This window comes from Nocardioides turkmenicus (genome assembly GCF_011045035.1).
Lineage (GTDB): Bacteria > Actinomycetota > Actinomycetes > Propionibacteriales > Nocardioidaceae > Nocardioides > Nocardioides turkmenicus.
Map to the genome: position 1 here is coordinate 209,626 of NZ_JAALAA010000005.1, position 19,170 is coordinate 228,795.

Consider the following 19,170-nt stretch of genomic DNA (forward strand, 5'->3'; position numbering starts at 1 on the left):
CGGTCAGGCCGTGATCTTGATGGGCTTGCCGGTCAGCTTCCACTCGACCTCGATGGTCGCCACGGCGGTGGTGGAGTCGGTGGCCTCTGCGCCGAGGAAGTCCCCATCAGGCTCAGCGACGACGGCCACGAAGCCGTAGTGAGGCTGCGAGACGCTGGGGAGGTCGTTGCCGTACGGGGCGTAGACGCCGTCCACCTCGGTGCCCACGCCGGTCCAGATGAGGTCCCAGAGCGTGGCCGAGGCGTGATCCTGCGCGATGGTCATCGCGAGGACGTACTCACGCGAGCCGCCGGAGCGGGCCTCGGCGAAGGACATGAAGTCGGAGTCAGCCGCACCGCTGGTGATCTTGGCGACCGAGACCTCGTTGGAGCGGTCTACGGTCTCGATGTCGAGAGCGATGAGGCGGGGGATAACGCGTGCCATGGTGGCGTTCCTTTCTAGGCTCCCCGCACGCCGCGTACGACGATGCCCGGGGTGTTGACGGAACCGAGCACAAGCTCGGACGGGGTCAGGCTGGTGACGAGCATTTCGGCGGGATCGAGCGCGGCCAGGAGCGCGTCCTGGTTGGCCTCGATCCACTTCTCAGCGGCCTCGATGTCGGCAGGGCTGGCAATCCAGATTTCCCACGTGTCGAGCCAGCCGAAGCCGTTGCTCGGCCGGGTGCGCTCGCCGAACCGCACGAAGCCGTTGCCGGCGGTCAGGTTCTGCCGGTAGTACGGCGTCACCTTCAGCCCGGTCACGGTGCTGGCCGCAGCGGCGATGTCCTCGCGTGCCGTCATCCCAGCACCAGCTTCCGATAGGGCCGCTCGAGGTCGTAGACCAGCGGATCCTTGGACGGTGACCCGACGCGGACCTGGGCCGCGTTCACGTCGCTGAGGGTGACCTGCACGGCAAGCGGCAGGGCCTTTAGAGACAGGGCGACGTGCGTGCGTCGCAGCAGCGCCTGCGCCAGGGCGTCAGGCATCCACGTCGGGTCTTCGGCGTCGGTGGGGACCGTGCACTTCTTAGCCTGGTCCCCGACCTGGGCGTTCAGGGTGTCCTCGATCTCCGAGTCACTCCAGGAGTGATCGGTGCCCAGGTACGTCTTGACCGCTGCCAGGTCGGGGATCGTGGCCATGACGGATCAGACCGTGATGTCGACGGTGATCTTGCGGATGCGGTTGGCGTCCAGGATCGCGCCGGCGGTGTAGCCGAAGAGGCCGACAGACAGGCCCTTGGCCACGGTGGGCGCGAGGGTGATCTGGAGCGGAGCCGACGCCCAGAACGGGGCGTAGGCGAAGTCACCGACGTACGACTTCATGTTGACGCCAGTCGCGCCCAGGGTCTTGGCCGGGATGTGGTTGTAGCCCGCCACGGTGAGCGATCGAGCGCGGGCACTGGTGGTGCCGTTGGCGTTGCTCGGGTTGATCATCGGGAACAGCGGGCGATCCTGGCCGTCCTTGGCGTTGGCCAGCGTGGTGAAGGCGTCCCGGTGCGACAGCACGTCGCCCCAGAACTCCGAGCCGTCCTCGAACACAGCGCTGTTGAGGTTGGCCTGGTACTTCCCCACGATGTCGGCGTCGCCGGCCGGGATCAGGGTGCCGAGCTCGGCGAGCACAGCACCGTTGAGCAGCGCGGCGGCCTTGGTCTCCATCGCCTCCACGTAGAGGCGCTGAGCCTGCCGCCAGATCAGGCCGGAAACCTGCGGGTTTCCGCCGGCGTCGATGACCTCACGGGTCACGCTGTACTCGCCGGAGACAGCACCAGGGGTGACGGTCTGGCCGGTGGTGACGAACGTGCCCTCCACGGCGGGCTCCTGACCCTCGACGTGGTCGGCAACCATGTCGGTGGAGCTGGAGAACTTCGGCACTACGAACGGGGTCGCGTCGTTCAGCCCACCCGCGTAGAGCGCCTTGTAGACCGGGGCGGCCTTCTCGATGTAGTCGACATAGAGGTCGGGCCGGTAACCGGTGGGGTTGACCTCGTTGACATCGGGGCTGTCAACCGGGGCGAACTGCTCAGCGATGAACTTGTCGAGCCGAGCGTGGGCCTCGTGGTCGCCCTTGGCGGCGGCGAAGATGTCCGCCGAGAACTCCTTCTGACCCGGGTTGCGAGCGCCGAAGGTGTACAGCGGAGCCTCCTTGACCGAGGTCTGGGCCCCGGCCGGGACGACCTCGCGGGAGGGGACGTTGAGGGACGCGAAGCCCTCGGTGATTGCGGTGGTGACAGCGCTGAAGTCCTGGGGAGCCTCGGCCGTCTCGGTGGTGTCGCCCATGACGTGGGCTCCTTCCTGGTTGGACGCAGCGGATGCCGCGATCTTGGAGACGCGCGCTTCATCGAAGGCGGGCTCTGCGGTCAGAGCCACGTGCGTCAGGTGGAACTTCTCCTTGCCCTCAGGGCGGTAGAGGTTGACGGACAGGCCGTCATAGACGCCGCTCTCAGCGAGTGCCAGCGCCTCGTCTCCACGGGGGCCATCGGCCACCTTGAACTTGCCCAGGATCCCGGCGTCGGTCTCAGCGAGACTCAGCCCGAACCCGAAGGACGTGGAGCGGTCGTGATCCAGGTTGAGCTTCACGCTCTTGTAACTGGACCAGCCGATGTCACCCGCCGCGAACGTCACGGCCCGACCATCGATCGGGTTGACGCCGAACGGGACGATGAGTCCCTCGATCGTGCGGGACTCGGTGTCAACGGAGAACTGCTCTCCGCTGGCAGCGAAGGTGTAGGTATCAGGCATCCTGTGCCTCCTCGCTCGAAGGCGCAGGGAGCGCCGGCGGCTGGGTCAACGGGGCCTTGTGCTCGAGATCGCGGATCTCGTCCTGGCCGATCGCGCCCACCTCGAGGCCGAGCTTGTAGGACTCGAAACGGGTCTTGTCGTCGGCGCGAAGCAACTCGGCCACGCGCGTGCGAGCGTCGTAGCCACGGGGGCACACGTCGTTCATCGACAGGCGTTCCTCGACAGCGACCATGAACGGGCGCAGCGTGTCCTTGATGCGCGCCTGGTAGCGGTCCTGCGAGTTCTGGTAGGTGCGGCTGGTGGTCGAGACTGCGAGGTCTTCGGGGTCGACACCGGTCACGCGGGACAGCTCGAGGACGGCGTGCTGGCGAGCCTCAGCCAACTGGAGCTTCTGCGCGTCGAAGGGGTTCAGGTGGTAGTCGAACCCGGCAGGGACGTACCCGGTCGAGCGCTGATGGCGAGCGGCCAGCCACTGATCCAGGGCCGCGTCGACCTCGTCCTGGTCCGGGTCGTAGCCGTCACTGGGCTCGAAGTAGTCCGCCATCGGAGAGCCATCGGCGTACCGCAGGGCGGCCGCATCGAGTGTCAGAGATGCGCGGATCGCACGTGCGCCGGCCGTCAGAACCGCCTCGGTGGGGGAGTCGAAGCGGATCAGACGGGCGTCGGGGGCGTACTCCCACGTCATGCCCTGGTTGCCGTCCTGGGTGACGTACACCTTGCCGTCGATGCGCACATCGACGGTGCGCGGCTCGAGGCGGCGAACCTTGGTCGGGTAGCCGTGCCACCCGAACTCAGTGATGTACCACCAGGCCACGCCCTCGAACCACAGATCCTCGTACGTCTTCGCCATGGTCACCGAGCGCGGGGTGTTGCGCTCAGGCTGAGCCAGCAGCTCGGAGTAGGAGAGCGTGTTCTGTGGCCCGTAGAGGTCGACGGGGAGAGTGCCCAGCGTTCCCGGGACCAGGTCACGCGCGCGCTTGATGGCGGGGACCTGTAGAGCCGAGCGACGAGAGACCGGGGCTTCAACGGCCACGGGATCCGAATACGCCGACAGGCCGAAGAAAGAGGCGGGGATGGACTCCGGGCCGATGGCGGCGAACTGGGCACTCTCCAGGGCTGTGGACGCAGCGGCGAGCTGGATGGCCTTGCCGGCCGCCAGCCTGTCACTGATTCGTCTCATCAACCCCACAAGGCAATGTTATCTTGACATCAAGAATCTTTCAAACTGAGATGCTTGACATCAAGAGACTTGTGTGCGGTACCGGCTCGGGGTGACCACCTGGCGGCGTACGACGGCAGCGGCGGCCGAGGCTGCCCGCGTCGCGGCCTTGATCGCGTCAGCACGCTCAGTGCTCCGGATCCTTGGGCCGTCGACACCCGGCGAGACACGCAGCGCCAGCACTTGGCCCGACAGCGCCTCTGAGGCCGTGTGACGCAGCGTGCCCTCACGCAAGACCCGCATCAGCTCGCCCACCTGCGCACGCATGGCGGACGAGGTCGACTCGATACGGACCCGGTTGGCGCGCCACGCGGGATGATCCGCCAGTGACGAACCGACGATGGCCGGCCGACGCACGCCCAGGAGTGACACCTGACGCGCCACCTCGTCCACGGTGGCGAAGTCGGTCACTCGGACTGTGACAGTGCCATCCGTGGCGCGCCACGCCTCCGCCAGAGACACACCCTGCTCGAACCACGATTCGACCGCGACAGCATCGGGAGCCGTCGCCGGGGCAGGGGAGTAGAGCGCCGACCAGGCGTCCGCCTCCAGCACCGGGCGACCCACCAGACGCTTCTCGGCGATCGTCCACACGTTGAGGTACTGCGCCATGAACCCACGCATCGGGTCCGGGTCATCGAACTCGGGGTCATCCTCGCCTGCCAGCGCAGCGGCGTACTTCGCCCGGATCATCCGTTCGCGGTCCGTGGACCAGTGCGGAGATGCTGCCCGCCACACAGCCGGGTCGCTCGGGTCGCAGTCGGCCAGGGCACCCCACAGCAGCAACAGGACATCCGGGTCAGCGAGCGTGAGCGCATTCGCCAGCTCGGTCCGCATCAGAGACGTGGCGCGACGGTGGGCCGTCGAGGTGAGAACGAGCTGCGGGTTGACCCGCTCGAGGGTGGCGGGCTCCAGGCCCTCGTTGATGGTGTCGGGCTTCACGTCCCAGCACTCATCGCCCAGACCCAGGGAGCAGTCGTAGCCGTAGACGCCGTCCTGGGCGCGGACCAGCCAGCGAGCCAGGTCCGTCTCCACGGCCTCCTTGCCGTTGCCCTTGGTGACCGTCCAGCCGTACGCCTCGGCCCAGTTCCACGCCCCACGCTGGACCTCGCGGCAGATGTTCAGGTCAGAGCCCGTGTGGATGACGTTCTGAGGCTCGCCGAACAGCGACGGCCCGACCGCCATACGCCAAAGCGCGCCGCCACGCAGGCCCACCGACTTGCCCGCACGGCGAGGTGCGCTCTCGATCTTCTTCCGATGGCACAGGTCGCCCTCGGCGTCATGCTCCAACTGGCGGACCAGGCTGAGCTTCTGCCACCAGCGCATCGTGATCTGCTGTGTCGACTCGATCCACGGCACCGCCGCCACCCCGTCCTCGAGGTGCGTGCAGCCCTCCCAGCCGTACGAACAGACCGCAGCCTCCGGCACCGGAGTCATGTACAGCGGCGGCGCAGCATCCTCCGGAAGCACCGCCAGATCCTCGAGCCACACATGCGCCCGCAGGTCGTGACTGGACCACAGCAGGGCCGCGTTGGGCTCCACCGGTCGATCGGAGAGAGATCTTTGAAGGGGCGGAGGTTCTGTGGGTGTGGTGTGGTGGGGAAAATCGGTGGTCGGTGGTGGTGTGATCGCGGTTCGTGCGTCGCGTCGTCCTTGTTCGCGTGCCTTCTCGATGACGACGGACTGTCCGGTCTTGTCGCTGCACTTCCTGTGCTCGACTCGCCAGTTGCTGGGGTCCCAGGTGAGTGCGGGGTGGGTGGCTCGGGACTTGATGTGTCCGACTACCCAGGGCTTGGTCTTGTCGACCCGCTTGCCGCACTGTCCGCAGCGGGTGGGCCACTTGGTGATCGTGGCCAGGTAGGTACGCGCGGCGGTGACAGCCGCCCCGCTCCAGGCTCGTGTTGAGCCGATGGCGGGGAGGCTGCCTCGCTGTCCTGCTGTCATGGCTCGCTCCTGTCAGACTGCGGCCAGATGGGGCCAGTGCTCGGCGTCGTACGCCGCGAAGGCGCGGGTCACCACGTCCTCGTAGATCGACTGCCATCGATCGGGCGATGTGACGTAGGGGTGAAGTACCGCCGAGCGCTCGGTCGGGTTGAGTTGATCGAGCGCGCCGTCGAGGTGCTTGTCCCAGCAGTCTGGGTCATGCTGCTCCGCGAGGTCGGCCAGCTCGGTGTCGTCCATGTACTCATCGATGCGGTCGATGACCGCGTTGAGGTGGCATGCATCGACGGGAGGAACGATCGAGAGTGCAGGGGTACTGGAGGGGTGGTGCAGGGGTGGAGTGACTTCAGCGCCACGGGTACCCGTGGCCGTGGAATCACCCGTACCCGTGTACGTGGAATCACCCGTGTCTTCAGAGTCACCCGTGGTTTCAGGTTCACGGGTCCACCACTCGACCAGTCGATACTCGGTGGCACGCCTGCCCTCATCGCCGGAGCCGCCAATGGTGGCCTGCTCGACCACGCCAGCCGTGACCAGTTCGGCCAGGTGCTTCTTGATCGTGCGGAGGCGGTTGTCTCGCTTGCCCTGAGGCATGGTGCTCCAATCTGCTGTGGTGTCCTGCGCCAGCCTCGCGGGGCCGGGGTATGCGTCATGACCGTGCTGGTCGGCGTACTTGGCCAAGCGGACACCCGTACGAACGGCACCGTTGGACAGGTCGGGGTGCGTGGCGATGGTCTCCAGCCACAGCAGCTTCATAGGCACCTGACGGTGGTCGGGTGCGACGACGAGGCGGGGAGCGCGGGTTGGATCGCTCATGCAGCGCCGCCGAGAAGTGCAGCGAGGCGTTCGCGCTGCTCATCGGTTAGCGGGGGAGCCTCGGATACAACGCGCTCGACGTACTGAGCGATCTTCGCGACGGCGAGGTCTCGGCGGATCTCGACCTGATCACTTTCGGAGCCGCGCCGCGTGGCAACTCCGAGCCTCGCTCGCAGGTGCCGGACCTCCGATGCCCGGGGTCGGCTGGTGACGGCTTCTCGTGTCTGTGACACAGTGGGACACGTCCCTTCTGGGGCCTAGGGCGTGCCGGCGGGCTGGGTTCTTGGCGGGATTCAAGCCCTCCGGTACGCTGCTTCAACTTGTTGTGTAAGTGTTGAGTAAGGCCCCGACAACTGCCGGGTTTGGACGCGGTAAGCACACCGCTCCAGACACGTTTAGCCCGAAGTTAGTCGCTGCGATCGGTAACAAAATCTGGGTCGCTGAGCGTGCCCCGGTAACAAGTGCGATTAGTACAGCGATGACCGTGGAATCCCGCCGGTGGATGGCTCAGGAACGACGCCAGATGATCCGGTCACTTGCGTCGCAGGGCCGACTGTCAGGGGAGCGGGTCACCCGCAGTTCGCCGATCAGGTCCGGTGAGAGCAGGATCCGGGCCACCTGACGCTTGACCTCGAGGGGCAGTGCCTTCCAACGCAGCTCGGCACCCTTCCCGGGCTCGATGAGGCCACGGAGCACGGCGGGCGTGCTCGCAGCCTTCTCCCGCTCGATCAGGTCGTTCAGTTCCTTCTCCAGGGCGGCGGCCCGCCGTGACAGGACCCGCTCGGAGAGTGAGGTGTCGTCGGCCAGGTCATCGAGACGGCGGCGCAGAGTGGCGATCTCGTCGCGGATGGTCTGTAGGTCCTCGCCTGGGTTCTTCTTGGCGTCGATGGTGGCCTCGAGGTCTTCGCGGGCGAGGTAGCCGACGATGACGGCCTCAGCGACCTCGTCCAGGTCGGACTCGATGACGCGGACGTGCGCGCTCTTGCGGCAGGCGTACGACGGCTGACGCTTCTCGCTGGCAGCGAACCGGACAGTCAGCACGTCGTCACACACGTCGCACTTGGCAATCATGGAGAGCAGGTGAGCGGCCCGCGCCGGTCGGGCAACAAGGCGGGCGGGATCATCGAGGATGTTCTGGACGGCATAGAAGGTCTCGCGACTCACCAGCGGCTCCCACGTGGCCTCGGTGAGTTGTACGTCGGGTCGATGGATGACGTTGGTGTTGGTGCTCGGAGTGCGGCCAGGGATGTGGACTCGTAGGCCCGTGTAGGCCCAGGATCGAGCGAGCGTGCGCAGGTGCTGGATCGTGTAGGGCGTGCCCTTGCCGTTGACATACCCACGGGCCTCGAAGTCCAGCGCGATCGAGCGCAGCGAGTGGCCGGCGGCGATGCGGTCGAAGAGTTCCTTGATCATCGGCGCGGTCTCGGGGTCGGGGTCCTGGGAGACGAAGCGTCGGGTCTGCGGGTCGTAGGTGCGTACGTAGCCGACTGGCGTCCGGCCGGTGGGCTTCCCGGCCACTGCGTGCTCACGGTGGGCGCGCGTCGAACGAGCGGAGATCTTGGCGGACTCGTACTCAGAGTCCACCCCGTCCTCCTGAAGGTTCCGCATGTCGCGCGCGTTGGTGGGGTCGTAGGTGCGTCCGTGAGAGGTCACGTGGACCTTCACGCGCTGGTCGCGCAGCAGGTCCAGGAACGCCGCCCACTCGGAGTTGCGCCTGGATCCTCGGGAGGGCTCCCAGATGATCAATACGCCTGCGCCGAACCTGCCCGTCTCCAGGTCCTCCAGGAGGCGCTTGAAGTCGCCCCGGACCTTGGTCGCGTATCGCGACGCCGAGCGGTCGTTGTCGGCGTACGGCTCGCCCAGCGTCCAGCCGTTGCTCTCGGCCGCACTCTCGTTGTCGGTGTGCTGCTCTGTGACGGAGCGAGCCCGGCCGCTGCTGTCCTTGCTGACACGAAGATATTCGCGGGCGATGTCGTTGACGTTTGCGCTCATAGGGTATTGTATCCATTAGCGAGGTAATGCGTCGGCGTTGCGGATCCATCCCCAGTGCAGGCACGCGCCCGGGAAGCAGTGGGAGCCCGCGACGCCGAGCCGGCCGAGAGCAGCACCGGCCGCGACCGGGTCGCCCTCGGCCACGGTGGCGACCACGGGCTCGTAGGTGGTCCGCGTGGCACCGTGGTCGACGCTCACCACCGGCTTGCCGGCGATCACGCCGACGAAGGCGACCGTGCCCGCCATCGCGGCGCGAACGACCGCCCCGGGCGCTCCCACCAGGTCGACGCCGCGATGACCCGCGGCCCAGGGAGCGTCTGGAGGGTCGAAGCGGCGCACGATCTCCGGCTGCGGAGCCAGCGGCCATTCGCCCTGAGGCATCTCCTCGGCGGCTCCGACCGGACCCGGACCCTCGTCGTGACCCACAGCCCCACCCAGCGAGGCGCCGGACGGCGCCACCTCGGCACGTGGCGTTCCGAAGGCTGGGTCTGACGGGGCGATGAGGACGACGAGGAACAGGGCCGCGACGAGGGCGCGGGCCCGGTCGGAGAGGCGAAACGAGGTCATGACGAGCAGACAACCTCGGATCGAGGACCGGCACAACGGGCTCCGCGCGGCCTGTGGACAACTCGGTCCCGAGATACCCCTGTGGACACCTATCGGCCCGTCAAGGCGGGATTGGCCCGAGACCGTGGTCGGCGGCTAGTCTTGGGACGGCAGCCCCCTGTGGGCTGACTTCGCACGCCAGCAGACCGCGACGGTTTCTCGCTCCGAGACACCGGTCGCCCGCGGGCGCGGCCCTCAGTCCTGAGCACCCTGCTCAGGTCGGACCGCGTGCAGGCGTCAGGGCCCGTCACCACCGATGGGCGCGAAACTGAAAACCGACCGGCTCGCGCCGACACCCGCCCGACCTCGAGAAACGCAAGGTCGAGCCACCAGCGGTGCAACGCGGGCCACCACCTAGGAGAAAAAACATCATGGCAGTCGTGACCATGCGCCAGCTCCTCGAGAGCGGCGTCCACTTCGGACACCAGACCCGTCGCTGGAACCCGAAGATGAAGCGGTTCATCCTCACCGACCGCAACGGCATCTACATCATCGACCTGCAGCAGTCGCTGGCCTACATCGACCGCAGCTACGCCTTCATCAAGGAGACCGTGGCCAAGGGCGGCACGATCATGTTCGTGGGCACCAAGAAGCAGGCCCAGGAGGCCATCGCCGAGCAGGCGACCCGCGTCGGTATGCCCTACGTCAACCAGCGCTGGCTGGGCGGCATGCTCACCAACTTCCAGACCGTGCACCAGCGGATCAACCGCCTCAAGGAGCTCGACGAGGTCAACTTCGACGACGTCGCCGGCTCGGGCCGCACGAAGAAGGAGCTCCTGCAGATGAAGCGGGAGCGCGACAAGCTCGAGAAGACCCTGGGCGGCATCCGCGAGATGGGCCGCACCCCGTCCGCCGTGTGGATCGTCGACACCAAGAAGGAGCACCTCGCCGTCGAGGAGGCTCGCAAGCTCCGGATCCCGATCGTCGGCATCCTGGACACCAACTGCGACCCCGACGAGGTGGACTTCCCGATCCCGGGCAACGACGACGCCATCCGCGCCGTCGGCCTGCTGACCCGCGTGGTCGCCGACGCCGTCGCCGAGGGCCTCATCGCCCGCTCCGGTGGCAAGAGCGAGGGCACCGAGGGCGCCACCGCCGAGGAGCCCCTGGCCGAGTGGGAGCGCGAGCTGCTGGCGACCCCGGGCGCCGAGGAGGCCAAGGCCGAGGAGACCCCGGCTGCTGAGGCCGCCGAGGAGACCCCCGCCGAGACCCCCGAGGCCCCGGCCGAGGCCTGAGCCTCATCGTCCACCCCAAGCCACTCACAAGTCAGAGGAAGACACACATGGCTTACACCGCTGCCGACGTCAAGAAGCTCCGTGAGCTGACCCAGGCCGGCATGATGGACTGCAAGAAGGCGCTCGACGAGACCGACGGCGACTTCGACAAGGCTGTGGAGCTCCTCCGCGTCAAGGGTGCGGCCAAGGCTGCCGCCCGCGCTGCGGAGCGCACCACCTCGGCCGGCCTCGTCGCCGCGTCGGGCAACGCGCTGGTCAGCCTCCTCTCGGAGACCGACTTCGTCGCCAAGAACGAGGGCTTCGTCACCGCCGCTCAGCAGATCGCCGACGCCGCCGACGCCAACAAGGTCAACGACCTGGAGACCCTCAAGGGCGTCTCGCTCGGCGACAAGACGGTCGGCGAGACCGTCGAGGAGCTCGCCCGCACCATCGGCGAGAAGATCGAGCTCGGCCAGGTCGCCTACTTCGAGGGCCAGACCACGGTCTACCTCCACAAGAAGGCCTCCGACCTGCCGCCGAGCCTCGGCGTCCTGGTCGCCTACGAGGGTGACGAGGCGGCCGCCAAGCAGGCTGCCCAGCAGGCCGCCGCGCTCAAGGCGCAGTACCTCACCTCCGACGAGGTCCCGGCCGACGTGGTCGAGGCCGAGAAGAACGTCCTCACCAAGAAGACGCTCGAGGAGGGCAAGCCCGAGGCTGCCGTCGCCAAGATCGTCGAGGGCCGCATCAAGGCGTTCTTCAAGGAGATCGTCCTGCTCGACCAGGAGTCGGTCTTCGAGTCGAAGAAGTCCGTCAAGCAGGTCCTGGACGCCGCCAACACGCAGGTGAAGCAGTTCGCCCGCTTCGACGTCGGCGCTTGAACCGAGCCTGACACCACGCCGTGAAGGCGTGATCCGTTAGGTTGAGCAGCAACGTACGACGAAAGGAGCCGGTCCGATGAACCGAATGGTCATCATCGGACCGGCTCTTTCGTACGCCGAGAACATCTGCACCACCCCGCACGACGTCGCCCGAGGAAAGGCCACGGCATGACCCGCTACCAGCGCATCCTGATCAAGCTGTCCGGAGAGAACTTCGGCGGTGGCGAGGTCGGCGTCGACCCCATCGTGGTCGCCTCGATCGCCAAGGAGATCGCCGCCGTCGCCGCCTCCGGCGTGCAGGTCGCGATCGTCGTCGGTGGCGGCAACTTCTTCCGCGGCGCCGAGCTGCAGCAGGCCGGCATGGACCGGGCCCGCGCCGACTACATGGGCATGCTCGGCACCGTCATGAACTGCCTCGCGCTGCAGGATTTCCTCGAGAAGGAGGGCGTCGACACCCGGGTGCAGACCGCGATCACCATGGGTCAGGTCGCCGAGCCCTACATCCCGCGCAAGGCCATGCGCCACCTCGAGAAGGGTCGAGTCGTGATCTTCGGAGCCGGCTCCGGCATGCCCTTCTTCTCCACCGACACCGTCGCCGCCCAGCGGGCACTCGAGGTCCACGCCGAGGTCGTCCTGATGGCCAAGAACGGCGTCGACGGCATCTACACCGCCGACCCGAAGAAGGATCCGACGGCGACGAAGTACGATGAGCTCACCTTCGGCGAGGCGCTGCAGAAGCAGCTCAAGATCGCCGACGCCACCGCGTTCGCCCTCTGCATGGAGAACAAGATGCCGATCGTGGTCTACGGCGCGGAGGACGAGGGGGCGATCTACCGCATCGTCCAGGGTGAGAAGATCGGTACGCTCGTCACCGCCGGCTGAGCGGCACGAGCCACACGCCACCCCACACCCACAACACTTACGAGCGCACAGGAGCATCTGGTGATCAACGACATCCTCAACGAGGCCGACAGCAAGATGGCGAAGTCGGTGGACTCCACGCGTGAGGACTTCGCCACCATCCGCGCCGGCCGGGCCACCCCGCAGATGTTCAACAAGATCCTGGTCGACTACTACGGCACCCCGACGCCGATCCAGCAGCTCGCCTCCTTCACCAGCCCCGAGCCGCGGATCATCAACATCGCCCCCTTCGACATCGGTGCGATGGCCAACGTCGAGAAGGCGATCCGCGACTCCGACCTCGGCGTCAACCCGTCCAACGACGGCAAGATCCTGCGCGCGGTCTTCCCCGAGCTCACCGAGGAGCGCCGCAAGGAATACATCAAGCTCGCCAAGGAGAAGGCCGAGCAGGGCCGGGTCTCGGTGCGCCAGGTGCGCCAGAAGGCCAAGCAGGGCCTGGAGAAGCTGGAGAAGGACGGCGAGGCGAGCAAGGACGACGTCACCGGTGCCGAGAAGCGCCTCGACGGCCTCACCAAGAAGCACACCGACGCGATCGACGAGCTGCTCAAGTCCAAGGAAGCCGAGCTGCTGGAGGTCTGAGCCTGTGACCCTGCGACGAAGTCGCAGGGTCACAACGCGAAGAGATCGAGCGAGCGCGCCGCTGAGCCTGCGAAGCGGCGACCGCGTGTCGAGATCCACCGAGCGACGCAGTCGAGTCCCACGAGCGCCGCGGATCGAGACCCAGAAAGAGGACCTGAGCATGAAGGAATCCCTTGTGAGCCAGACGCCGCCGTCTCCTTCTTCGTCAGCTTCCGAGCCGCCGAAGAAGGACTACGGCCGCGCCGGCCGCAACCTGCCCGCCGCGATCGGCTCCGCCGTCGTCCTCCTGGCGGTCGTGGCGCTGAGCCTGATGTTCGTGAAGACGGCGTTCATGCTGATCGTCGTCGCGGCGGTCGTGGCCGCGGTCTGGGAGCTCCACCGCGGCCTGATGGCCAAGGACATGGACGTCCCCGAGCAGCCGCTGATGATCGGCGGCACGGTGATGGTCCTGGTGGCGTACTTCCTCGGTGCCGACGCGCTGGTGACCGCCACCGCGGTCTCGGCGCTGGTGATCATGCTCTGGGTCCTGCGGCGCGGCGTCGAAGGCTACGTACGCACCTCCGCCGCCGCCGTGCTCACGCTGTTCTACCTGCCGTTCCTGGGCTCGTTCGTCGCGCTCATGCTCGGCGAGGGCGGCGACTGGACCTCGGGCGGGCTCTCCGACGACGGCGTACGCGGCATCATCGTCTGGGTCCTGCTGACGATCATGTCCGACATCGGCGGCTACATCGCCGGGGTCCTCTTCGGTCGGCACCCGATGGCGCCGGTCATCTCCCCGAAGAAGTCCTGGGAGGGCTTCGCCGGGTCGGTCGTGTTCACCGTCGCCACCGGTGTCGGCCTGGTCGTGTGGCTGCTCGACGGAGAGTGGTGGGTCGGTGTCGCGCTCGGCGTGGTCGCCTGCGTGATGGCCGTCCTGGGCGACCTGGTCGAGTCGGTCATCAAGCGCGACCTCGGCATCAAGGACATGAGCCAGATCATCCCCGGCCACGGCGGCCTCATGGACCGCCTCGACTCGCTCCTGGCGACCGTCGCCCCGGTCTGGCTGATCCTCCATTACGCCGTCTTCTGATGCTCTTCCTCGTACGCCACGGCCGCCCCGTCCAGGTCCGCGGTGTCACCGCGGACCAGTGGGAGCTGGACCCGGCCGGGTTCGACGACGTGTGGGCGCTGCGCGACCGACTGCCGGCCGGCGCGGCGTGGTACTCCTCGCCCGAGCCCAAGGCCCAGCAGACCGCCCAGCTGCTCACCGACGGTGACGTCGGCGTCGTCGAGGCGCTCCGCGAGCACCGCCGCGGCCCCGGCTGGGTCGACGACTTCGAGGCCACGGTCGAGCGCGCGTTCGCGGAGCCGACGGTGGCTGCGTACGACGGCTGGGAGCCGCTCGACGACTGCCGCGCCCGGGTGACGAAGGCCGTGACCGGGATCCTTTCGGCCCACTCGGGCGAGGACGTCGTGCTCGTCGGCCACGGCACCGCGTGGACCGTGCTGGCGAGCGAGCTCACCGGCACGCCGCCCGATCTCGCCCGCTGGCGAGACCTCGGCTTCCCGGATGTCTTCACCGTCGACGTCTGATCGGGTGGATTCGCGCCAGTTCGTCGTGGCGGCGATTCTTTACCAAGGGTGACGGAGTTCGGCGTTACGGTTGAAGGGTGACCCAGCGTCCCGCGGACCTCGACGTGGACCCCGATCCAGACGTCGAGGCTGATCACGGCCCGGAGGAGGAGTCCTCGGGGTCCGGTGGCGTGTGGGCGTGGCTGCAGGACTCGCACCCGACCGTGGCAGCACTGGTCGGGTTCTATCTCGGCCTGGCGTACGCGATCCTGGTGCCGGGCACCTGGGGCGCTCTGCTGACGTGGGTGGTCGGACAGGAGCGGGCCGAGGAGCTGTTCCCGTGGGTCGCGCTGACCTTGCTGGTGCCGCTGGCACTGCTGGTCCCGCGCAAGACCCGCCGACTGGCCCAGTTCGTCTGGTTGGGGATCATCCTGACCGTGGTGGTCGTCGTCGGAGTCGGCGCCGCGGTGTTCTGGATCCTGCTCAAGACGGGCTGACGGGCCAGGCCGGATCGAGGTTTCGCCGTACGCCGCACCCCGGTGGGACACTGGAGGGGTGACCCAGCCCGACCCCGTGACCGTACCGGCCCCGCACAGCCCCGAGGCAGAGGCCGCCGCGATGGAGGGGCGCCGCCTGCCGTTGGTGATGGCGCCGCCCAAGGGTCGCGGCAAGCCGCCGCGCCACCTGGCCGACCTCGATCTGGCCGGCCGTCAGGAAGCGGCGAAGGAGGCAGGGCTGCCCGGGTTCCGGGCCAAGCAGCTCTCGGTGCACTACTTCGAGCGTCTGGTCGACGACCCCGAGAAGATGACCGACCTGCCCGCGGCACAGCGCCAGGAGCTCGTCGACACGTTCCTGCCCGACCTGATGACGCCGATCCGTCAGCAGGAGGCCGACAAGGGCACCACCCGCAAGACGCTGTGGAAGCTCTTCGACGGCGCGCTGGTCGAGTCGGTGCTGATGCGCTACACCGACCGCGCCACCGTCTGCATCTCCTCCCAGGCCGGCTGCGGCATGGCCTGCCCGTTCTGCGCCACCGGCCAGGGCGGCCTCGAGCGCAACATGTCGACCGCCGAGATCGTCCACCAGGTCGTGGTCGCCGCCCGGCAGATGGCTAGCGGCGAGATCCCCGGCGGCCCCGGCCGCCTCTCCAACGTGGTCTTCATGGGTATGGGGGAGCCGATGGCCAACTACAAGGCCATGATGGGAGCCGTACGCCGCCTCACCTCGCCCGCCCCCGAGGGCCTGGGCCTCTCCGCCCGCCACGTGACCGTCTCCACCGTCGGCCTCGTGCCCCGGATCAAGCAGCTCACCGAGGAGGGCATCCCGGTCACCCTCGCCCTCTCGCTGCACGCGCCCGACGACGAGCTGCGCAACGAGCTGGTCCCGATCAACACCCGCTTCTCGGTCGCCGAGACCGTCGAGGCCGCCTGGAACTACGCGCGCGTGACGAAGCGCCGCGTCTCCATCGAGTACGCGATGATGCGCGGCATCAACGACCAGGCCTGGCGCGCCGACCTCCTCGCCGACGTCCTCAACTCCTACGGCGACTGGGGCTGGGTCCACGTCAACCTGATCCCGCTCAACCCCACCCCCGGCTCGAAGTGGACCGCCTCCGACCCGGCCGACGAGCGTGAGTTCGTACGCCGTCTCGAGGCCAAGGGCATCTCCACCACCGTCCGCGACACCCGCGGTCGCGAGATCGACGGCGCCTGCGGCCAGCTCGCCGCCGCTGAGTAGCCCGGGTACCGCCCGGCTCAAGCCCCTGGTGTGGGCCGGCGCTCGTGGCCGTGCTGGCCTGGGGTGCGGCGGGCCTCCTTCATCTCCGACTCGTAGAGGTGCCGCTTGCCCTCGACGAGGGCGTCCCGCGCCTCCTTCTCCAGCCGCTTGAACGTGGCGTAGTAGCCGTCGTCGTACTCCTCGACGATCTGGAAGGTCCACCTGCCGTCGAGCACGTTGCGGCCGACGAGCTCGCGCTCGAACCTGTCCGCCAGGTCGGTGTGGCCGGCCTCGCGCAGCTGCTGGACGCCCTTGCCGAGGGTGAGGTCGGCGGTGCCGGTGATCCGGTGCAGGGCGTACAGATGACCGCGGGCGATCTCGATCGCTTCGAGTGCCTCGCTGATGGTGCCGAGCGCCTCGACGGTGAGGTCGTCGACGCCATCGGGCCGGATGTGCTCGTCATCGGTGGTCATGCCGCGATCGTGGCAAGCGAGCGGGCGGGCGGCAACCCCCTGAGCCTGTCTCGGTCGCGGAGGGATTGTGGTGACAGATCTCTGCGGGTCACGCAACGTTTCCGCTGATGACACCGCCTGGACTATCTGTCGTCCGGCACGGAGTTCTGGCCACGGTAGGTTCACCGACCTGTCAACCAAGTCGGGGATCACGTTGCCGGATGGCGCTCACCATCGGAAACATGAGCATCAGCCTCGATCGGGTCCCGCTGGTCGCCGCCAACTCAGAACCGCTCCGTGTCCTCATCGTCACGGAGTCGTTCCTGCCGCAGGTCAACGGCGTGACGAACTCCGTACGCCGCGTGCTCGAGCATCTCGCGGTCGACGGCCACACGGTCGAGGTCGTCGCGCCCACCGGCCCCAGCGAGTACGCCGGGTTCCCGGTGACCCGCACCCGGGGCGCGACGTTCTGGGTCTACAAGGACTTCCGCGTCGGTCTCGAGACTCGGCGCAAGCTGCGCGCGGTGATGCGCCGGTTCAGCCCCGACGTCGTCCACGTCGCCTCGCCCGCGCTGCTCGGGCGGCAGGCGGTGCTGGTCGCCAAGGAGCTCGGCATCCCGAGCGTGGCGATCTACCAGACCGACCTGGTCGGCTTCTGGGACAAGTACAAGGCCGTCGGTGGCCCGCAGGCGGCCGCGATGCTCACCCGGCAGGCGCACTCGGCCGCCGACCGCACCCTGGCGCCGAGCTCCTCGGCGCTCACCCAGCTCGAGGGCCTGGGCGTGCAGCGTACCGGCCTGTGGCCGCGCGGCGTCGACGTCGAGCTGTTCCACCCGAGCCGCGTCGACCACGACCTGCGTGCCCAGCTCGCGCCCAACGGCGAGACGATCGTCGGGTACGTCGGCCGGCTCGCCCAGGAGAAGGAGCTGCATCTCCTCGCGGCGCTGGCGCACAACCCGGCGTACAAGGTCGTGCTCGTCGGCGGTGGCCCGCAGGAGAAGGAGCTGCGTCAGCTGCTCCCGAACGCGACCTTCCTGGGCGTGCTGCAGGGGGAGGAGCTGGGGGCTGCGTACGCCTCGCTCGACGTGTTCGTGCACACCGGCTCCCACGAGACCTTCTGCCAGGCGGTCCAGGAGGCGCTCGCCTCCGGCGTCCCGGTGGTCGCGCCCCGCTCAGGTGGGCCGCTGGACCTGGTCGCCGACGGTGTCACCGGCTTCTTCTACGAGCCCGGTTGCCGCGACGAACTCGGCTCCCACGTCGCGCTGCTCCACAACGACCCGCAGCTGCGCCTGCGGATGGGGCGGGAGGCCCGCAAGAGCGTCGCGCACAAGTCCTGGGGCGCGGTGAACGCGGCCCTGGTGGACCACTACCGCGACGTCATCCGGTCACGCCGGCCGCGATGACCTCGAGGACCTCCTCGGCGGTGTCGACGAGGTGGATGTGGTCCTCCATCGCGCGGCCGCGCGCGAGGGCCTGCAGGAGCGGCCAGACCGGCAGCTCCTCGGTCCAGTAGCGTCGCCCGACCAGCACCATCGGCGCGACCGCGCTGATGTCGGCGTAGTAGTTCTCGCAGGCGTCCTGGAAGACCTCCTGGACGGTGCCGCCGGCCCCCGGCAGGAAGACGATGCCGCCGTCGCAGACCTCCAGGAGCACCGCCTCCCGGGTGGCGTTGCGGAAGTACTTAGCGATCGCCCCGGCGAACACGTTGGGCGGCTCGTGTCCGTAGTGCCAGGTCGGGATCCCGAGCGACCGACCGGGCCTGCCCTCGACCCGGTTGCGCACGTCGAGGGCCACCTCCGCCCAGGCCCCGATCGAGGGCCGGAACGACGGCACCGTCGCCAGCGACTCGAGGGCGTCCTCCAACGCGGTCTTCGGCGCCCCGGCGAGGAAGGCACCGAGGTTGGCGGCCTCCATCGCTCCCGGGCCGCCGCCGGTGGCGACCACGTGTCGGCCGGCCAGGTGCTGGGCGAGGCGGGCAGCGGTCGCGTACGTCTCCTCGCCACGCTGCAGCGCGTGCCCGCCCATCATCCCGACGATCCGGGTCCCTTCGTCGCGTCGTGCGCGCACCCACGCCTCCAGGGCGGAGTCGATCGCGTGGTCGTGGAGGGTGATCGCGAGCTCGTCGTCGGCGTCGAGCGGCTGCTGCAGCCAGGCGTACGCCTTCGCGTCGAGGCTCCGGGCGTAGACCGGGTCGTCGTAGAGCTCCTCGGGGGTGTAGAGCCGGGAGCGGTAGACGTCGACCGGGACCTCCGGGATCACCGGCATGACCAGCGCGCCCTCGTCCTCGGCGTAGTCGACGTCGCCGGGTGCGAAGGTGCACCCGAGGAACGTCGCCCCGGCGAGCTCGGTCTCCCGCAGCGTGCCGGAACGGGACGTCAGATCCAGCGACCGCAGCCGCCATCCCTTCAGGGTGTCCGCCCCGGCCGCCAGGTGGCCATCGAGCTCCGCGACCGACTCGATGTCGACATGGCGTCCCCGGTGATGCTTCATGAGATCAACCTACCGACCGACAGTGGAGATATCGTCTGCACACGGTCCGACGTCGGGCTGCCGGTAGGGAGGTGGTCAG

The 19,170-nt window shown here is 68.3% G+C and carries 20 protein-coding genes; 9 read left to right on the forward strand and 11 right to left on the reverse strand.

Features of this window, described 5'->3' with window-relative positions; all coding sequences use genetic code 11:
- Window positions 1-3 precede the first annotated feature (3 nt).
- The 9 genes from G5C66_RS07840 to G5C66_RS07880 all read right to left on the reverse strand — a co-directional run bounded on the left by G5C66_RS07840 (window position 4) and on the right by G5C66_RS07880 (window position 9,251).
- Window positions 4-423 (reverse strand): hypothetical protein, encoded by a 420-nt coding sequence (locus G5C66_RS07840; protein WP_165110397.1) that lies wholly within the window; start codon window positions 421-423, stop codon window positions 4-6.
- A 14-nt stretch (window positions 424-437) separates the two neighbouring features.
- On the reverse strand, window positions 438-779 hold the full coding sequence (locus G5C66_RS07845; protein ID WP_165110398.1) for a hypothetical protein: 342 nt from the start codon (window positions 777-779) through the stop codon (window positions 438-440).
- Window positions 776-1,117, reverse strand: coding sequence for a hypothetical protein (locus tag G5C66_RS07850; protein ID WP_165110399.1), 342 nt, complete (start codon window positions 1,115-1,117; stop codon window positions 776-778). The genes G5C66_RS07845 and G5C66_RS07850 overlap by 4 nt, the downstream gene beginning before the upstream one ends.
- A gap of 6 nt (window positions 1,118-1,123) precedes the next feature.
- Entirely contained in the window at window positions 1,124-2,716 is a 1,593-nt protein-coding gene (locus G5C66_RS07855; protein ID WP_165110400.1) for an HK97 family phage prohead protease, read from the reverse strand.
- Window positions 2,709-3,896, reverse strand: a complete 1,188-nt coding sequence (locus G5C66_RS07860; protein WP_165110401.1) for a phage portal protein — start codon at window positions 3,894-3,896, stop codon at window positions 2,709-2,711. Before G5C66_RS07860 ends, G5C66_RS07855 begins: the two co-directional genes overlap by 8 nt.
- Window positions 3,897-3,956: 60 nt before the next feature.
- Entirely contained in the window at window positions 3,957-5,477 is a 1,521-nt protein-coding gene (locus G5C66_RS07865) for an HNH endonuclease (protein WP_165110402.1), read from the reverse strand.
- Between the two features lie 414 nt (window positions 5,478-5,891).
- On the reverse strand, window positions 5,892-6,692 hold the full coding sequence (locus G5C66_RS07870) for a hypothetical protein (protein WP_165110403.1): 801 nt from the start codon (window positions 6,690-6,692) through the stop codon (window positions 5,892-5,894).
- Window positions 6,693-7,199: 507 nt separating this feature from the next.
- Window positions 7,200-8,684 carry a recombinase family protein gene (locus G5C66_RS07875; RefSeq protein WP_165110404.1) on the reverse strand — a complete coding sequence of 495 codons (1,485 nt, stop codon included), beginning with the start codon at window positions 8,682-8,684 and terminating at the stop codon, window positions 7,200-7,202.
- 15 nt (window positions 8,685-8,699) lie between these two features.
- On the reverse strand, window positions 8,700-9,251 hold the full coding sequence (locus G5C66_RS07880) for a peptidoglycan DD-metalloendopeptidase family protein (RefSeq protein WP_165110405.1): 552 nt from the start codon (window positions 9,249-9,251) through the stop codon (window positions 8,700-8,702).
- Between the two features lie 410 nt (window positions 9,252-9,661).
- Here G5C66_RS07880 and rpsB point away from each other — a divergent pair, with 410 nt between their 5' ends.
- The 8 genes from rpsB to rlmN all read left to right on the forward strand — a co-directional run bounded on the left by rpsB (window position 9,662) and on the right by rlmN (window position 16,170).
- Window positions 9,662-10,525 carry a 30S ribosomal protein S2 gene (gene rpsB / locus G5C66_RS07885; RefSeq protein ID WP_206443826.1) on the forward strand — a complete coding sequence of 288 codons (864 nt, stop codon included), beginning with the start codon at window positions 9,662-9,664 and terminating at the stop codon, window positions 10,523-10,525.
- Window positions 10,526-10,572: 47 nt separating this feature from the next.
- Window positions 10,573-11,382, forward strand: a complete 810-nt coding sequence (tsf, locus tag G5C66_RS07890; protein ID WP_165110406.1) for a translation elongation factor Ts — start codon at window positions 10,573-10,575, stop codon at window positions 11,380-11,382.
- Window positions 11,383-11,550: 168 nt separating this feature from the next.
- Window positions 11,551-12,264 (forward strand): UMP kinase, encoded by a 714-nt coding sequence (gene pyrH / locus G5C66_RS07895; protein ID WP_165110407.1) that lies wholly within the window; start codon window positions 11,551-11,553, stop codon window positions 12,262-12,264.
- Window positions 12,265-12,327: 63 nt separating this feature from the next.
- Window positions 12,328-12,882 carry a ribosome recycling factor gene (gene frr, locus G5C66_RS07900; protein WP_338144110.1) on the forward strand — a complete coding sequence of 185 codons (555 nt, stop codon included), beginning with the start codon at window positions 12,328-12,330 and terminating at the stop codon, window positions 12,880-12,882.
- A 160-nt stretch (window positions 12,883-13,042) separates the two neighbouring features.
- Complete coding sequence (locus tag G5C66_RS07905) at window positions 13,043-13,951, forward strand: phosphatidate cytidylyltransferase (protein WP_165110409.1); 909 nt, start codon at window positions 13,043-13,045, stop codon at window positions 13,949-13,951.
- Complete coding sequence (locus G5C66_RS07910; RefSeq protein ID WP_165110410.1) at window positions 13,951-14,454, forward strand: histidine phosphatase family protein; 504 nt, start codon at window positions 13,951-13,953, stop codon at window positions 14,452-14,454. Before G5C66_RS07905 ends, G5C66_RS07910 begins: the two co-directional genes overlap by 1 nt.
- Before the next feature lie 77 nt (window positions 14,455-14,531).
- Window positions 14,532-14,930, forward strand: a complete 399-nt coding sequence (locus G5C66_RS07915) for a hypothetical protein (protein ID WP_165110411.1) — start codon at window positions 14,532-14,534, stop codon at window positions 14,928-14,930.
- Between the two features lie 121 nt (window positions 14,931-15,051).
- The gene (gene rlmN, locus G5C66_RS07920) at window positions 15,052-16,170 is read left to right on the forward strand and encodes a dual-specificity RNA methyltransferase RlmN (protein ID WP_165110483.1); all 1,119 of its coding nucleotides are present in this window, start codon (window positions 15,052-15,054) and stop codon (window positions 16,168-16,170) included.
- A gap of 17 nt (window positions 16,171-16,187) precedes the next feature.
- Here rlmN and G5C66_RS07925 read toward each other — a convergent pair whose 3' ends face one another.
- Complete coding sequence (locus tag G5C66_RS07925) at window positions 16,188-16,622, reverse strand: hypothetical protein (RefSeq protein WP_165110412.1); 435 nt, start codon at window positions 16,620-16,622, stop codon at window positions 16,188-16,190.
- A gap of 221 nt (window positions 16,623-16,843) precedes the next feature.
- Between G5C66_RS07925 and G5C66_RS07930 the strand changes: the two genes are divergently transcribed.
- A complete protein-coding gene (locus G5C66_RS07930) occupies window positions 16,844-18,004 on the forward strand; it encodes a glycosyltransferase family 4 protein (RefSeq protein ID WP_165110413.1) in 1,161 nt (386 codons plus the stop codon).
- On the opposite strand, the gene G5C66_RS07935 is transcribed toward G5C66_RS07930, so the two are convergent.
- Window positions 17,979-19,091 (reverse strand): LOG family protein, encoded by a 1,113-nt coding sequence (locus tag G5C66_RS07935; RefSeq protein ID WP_165110414.1) that lies wholly within the window; start codon window positions 19,089-19,091, stop codon window positions 17,979-17,981. The two genes, G5C66_RS07930 and G5C66_RS07935, sit on opposite strands and share 26 nt — an antisense overlap.
- Window positions 19,092-19,170 lie beyond the last annotated feature (79 nt).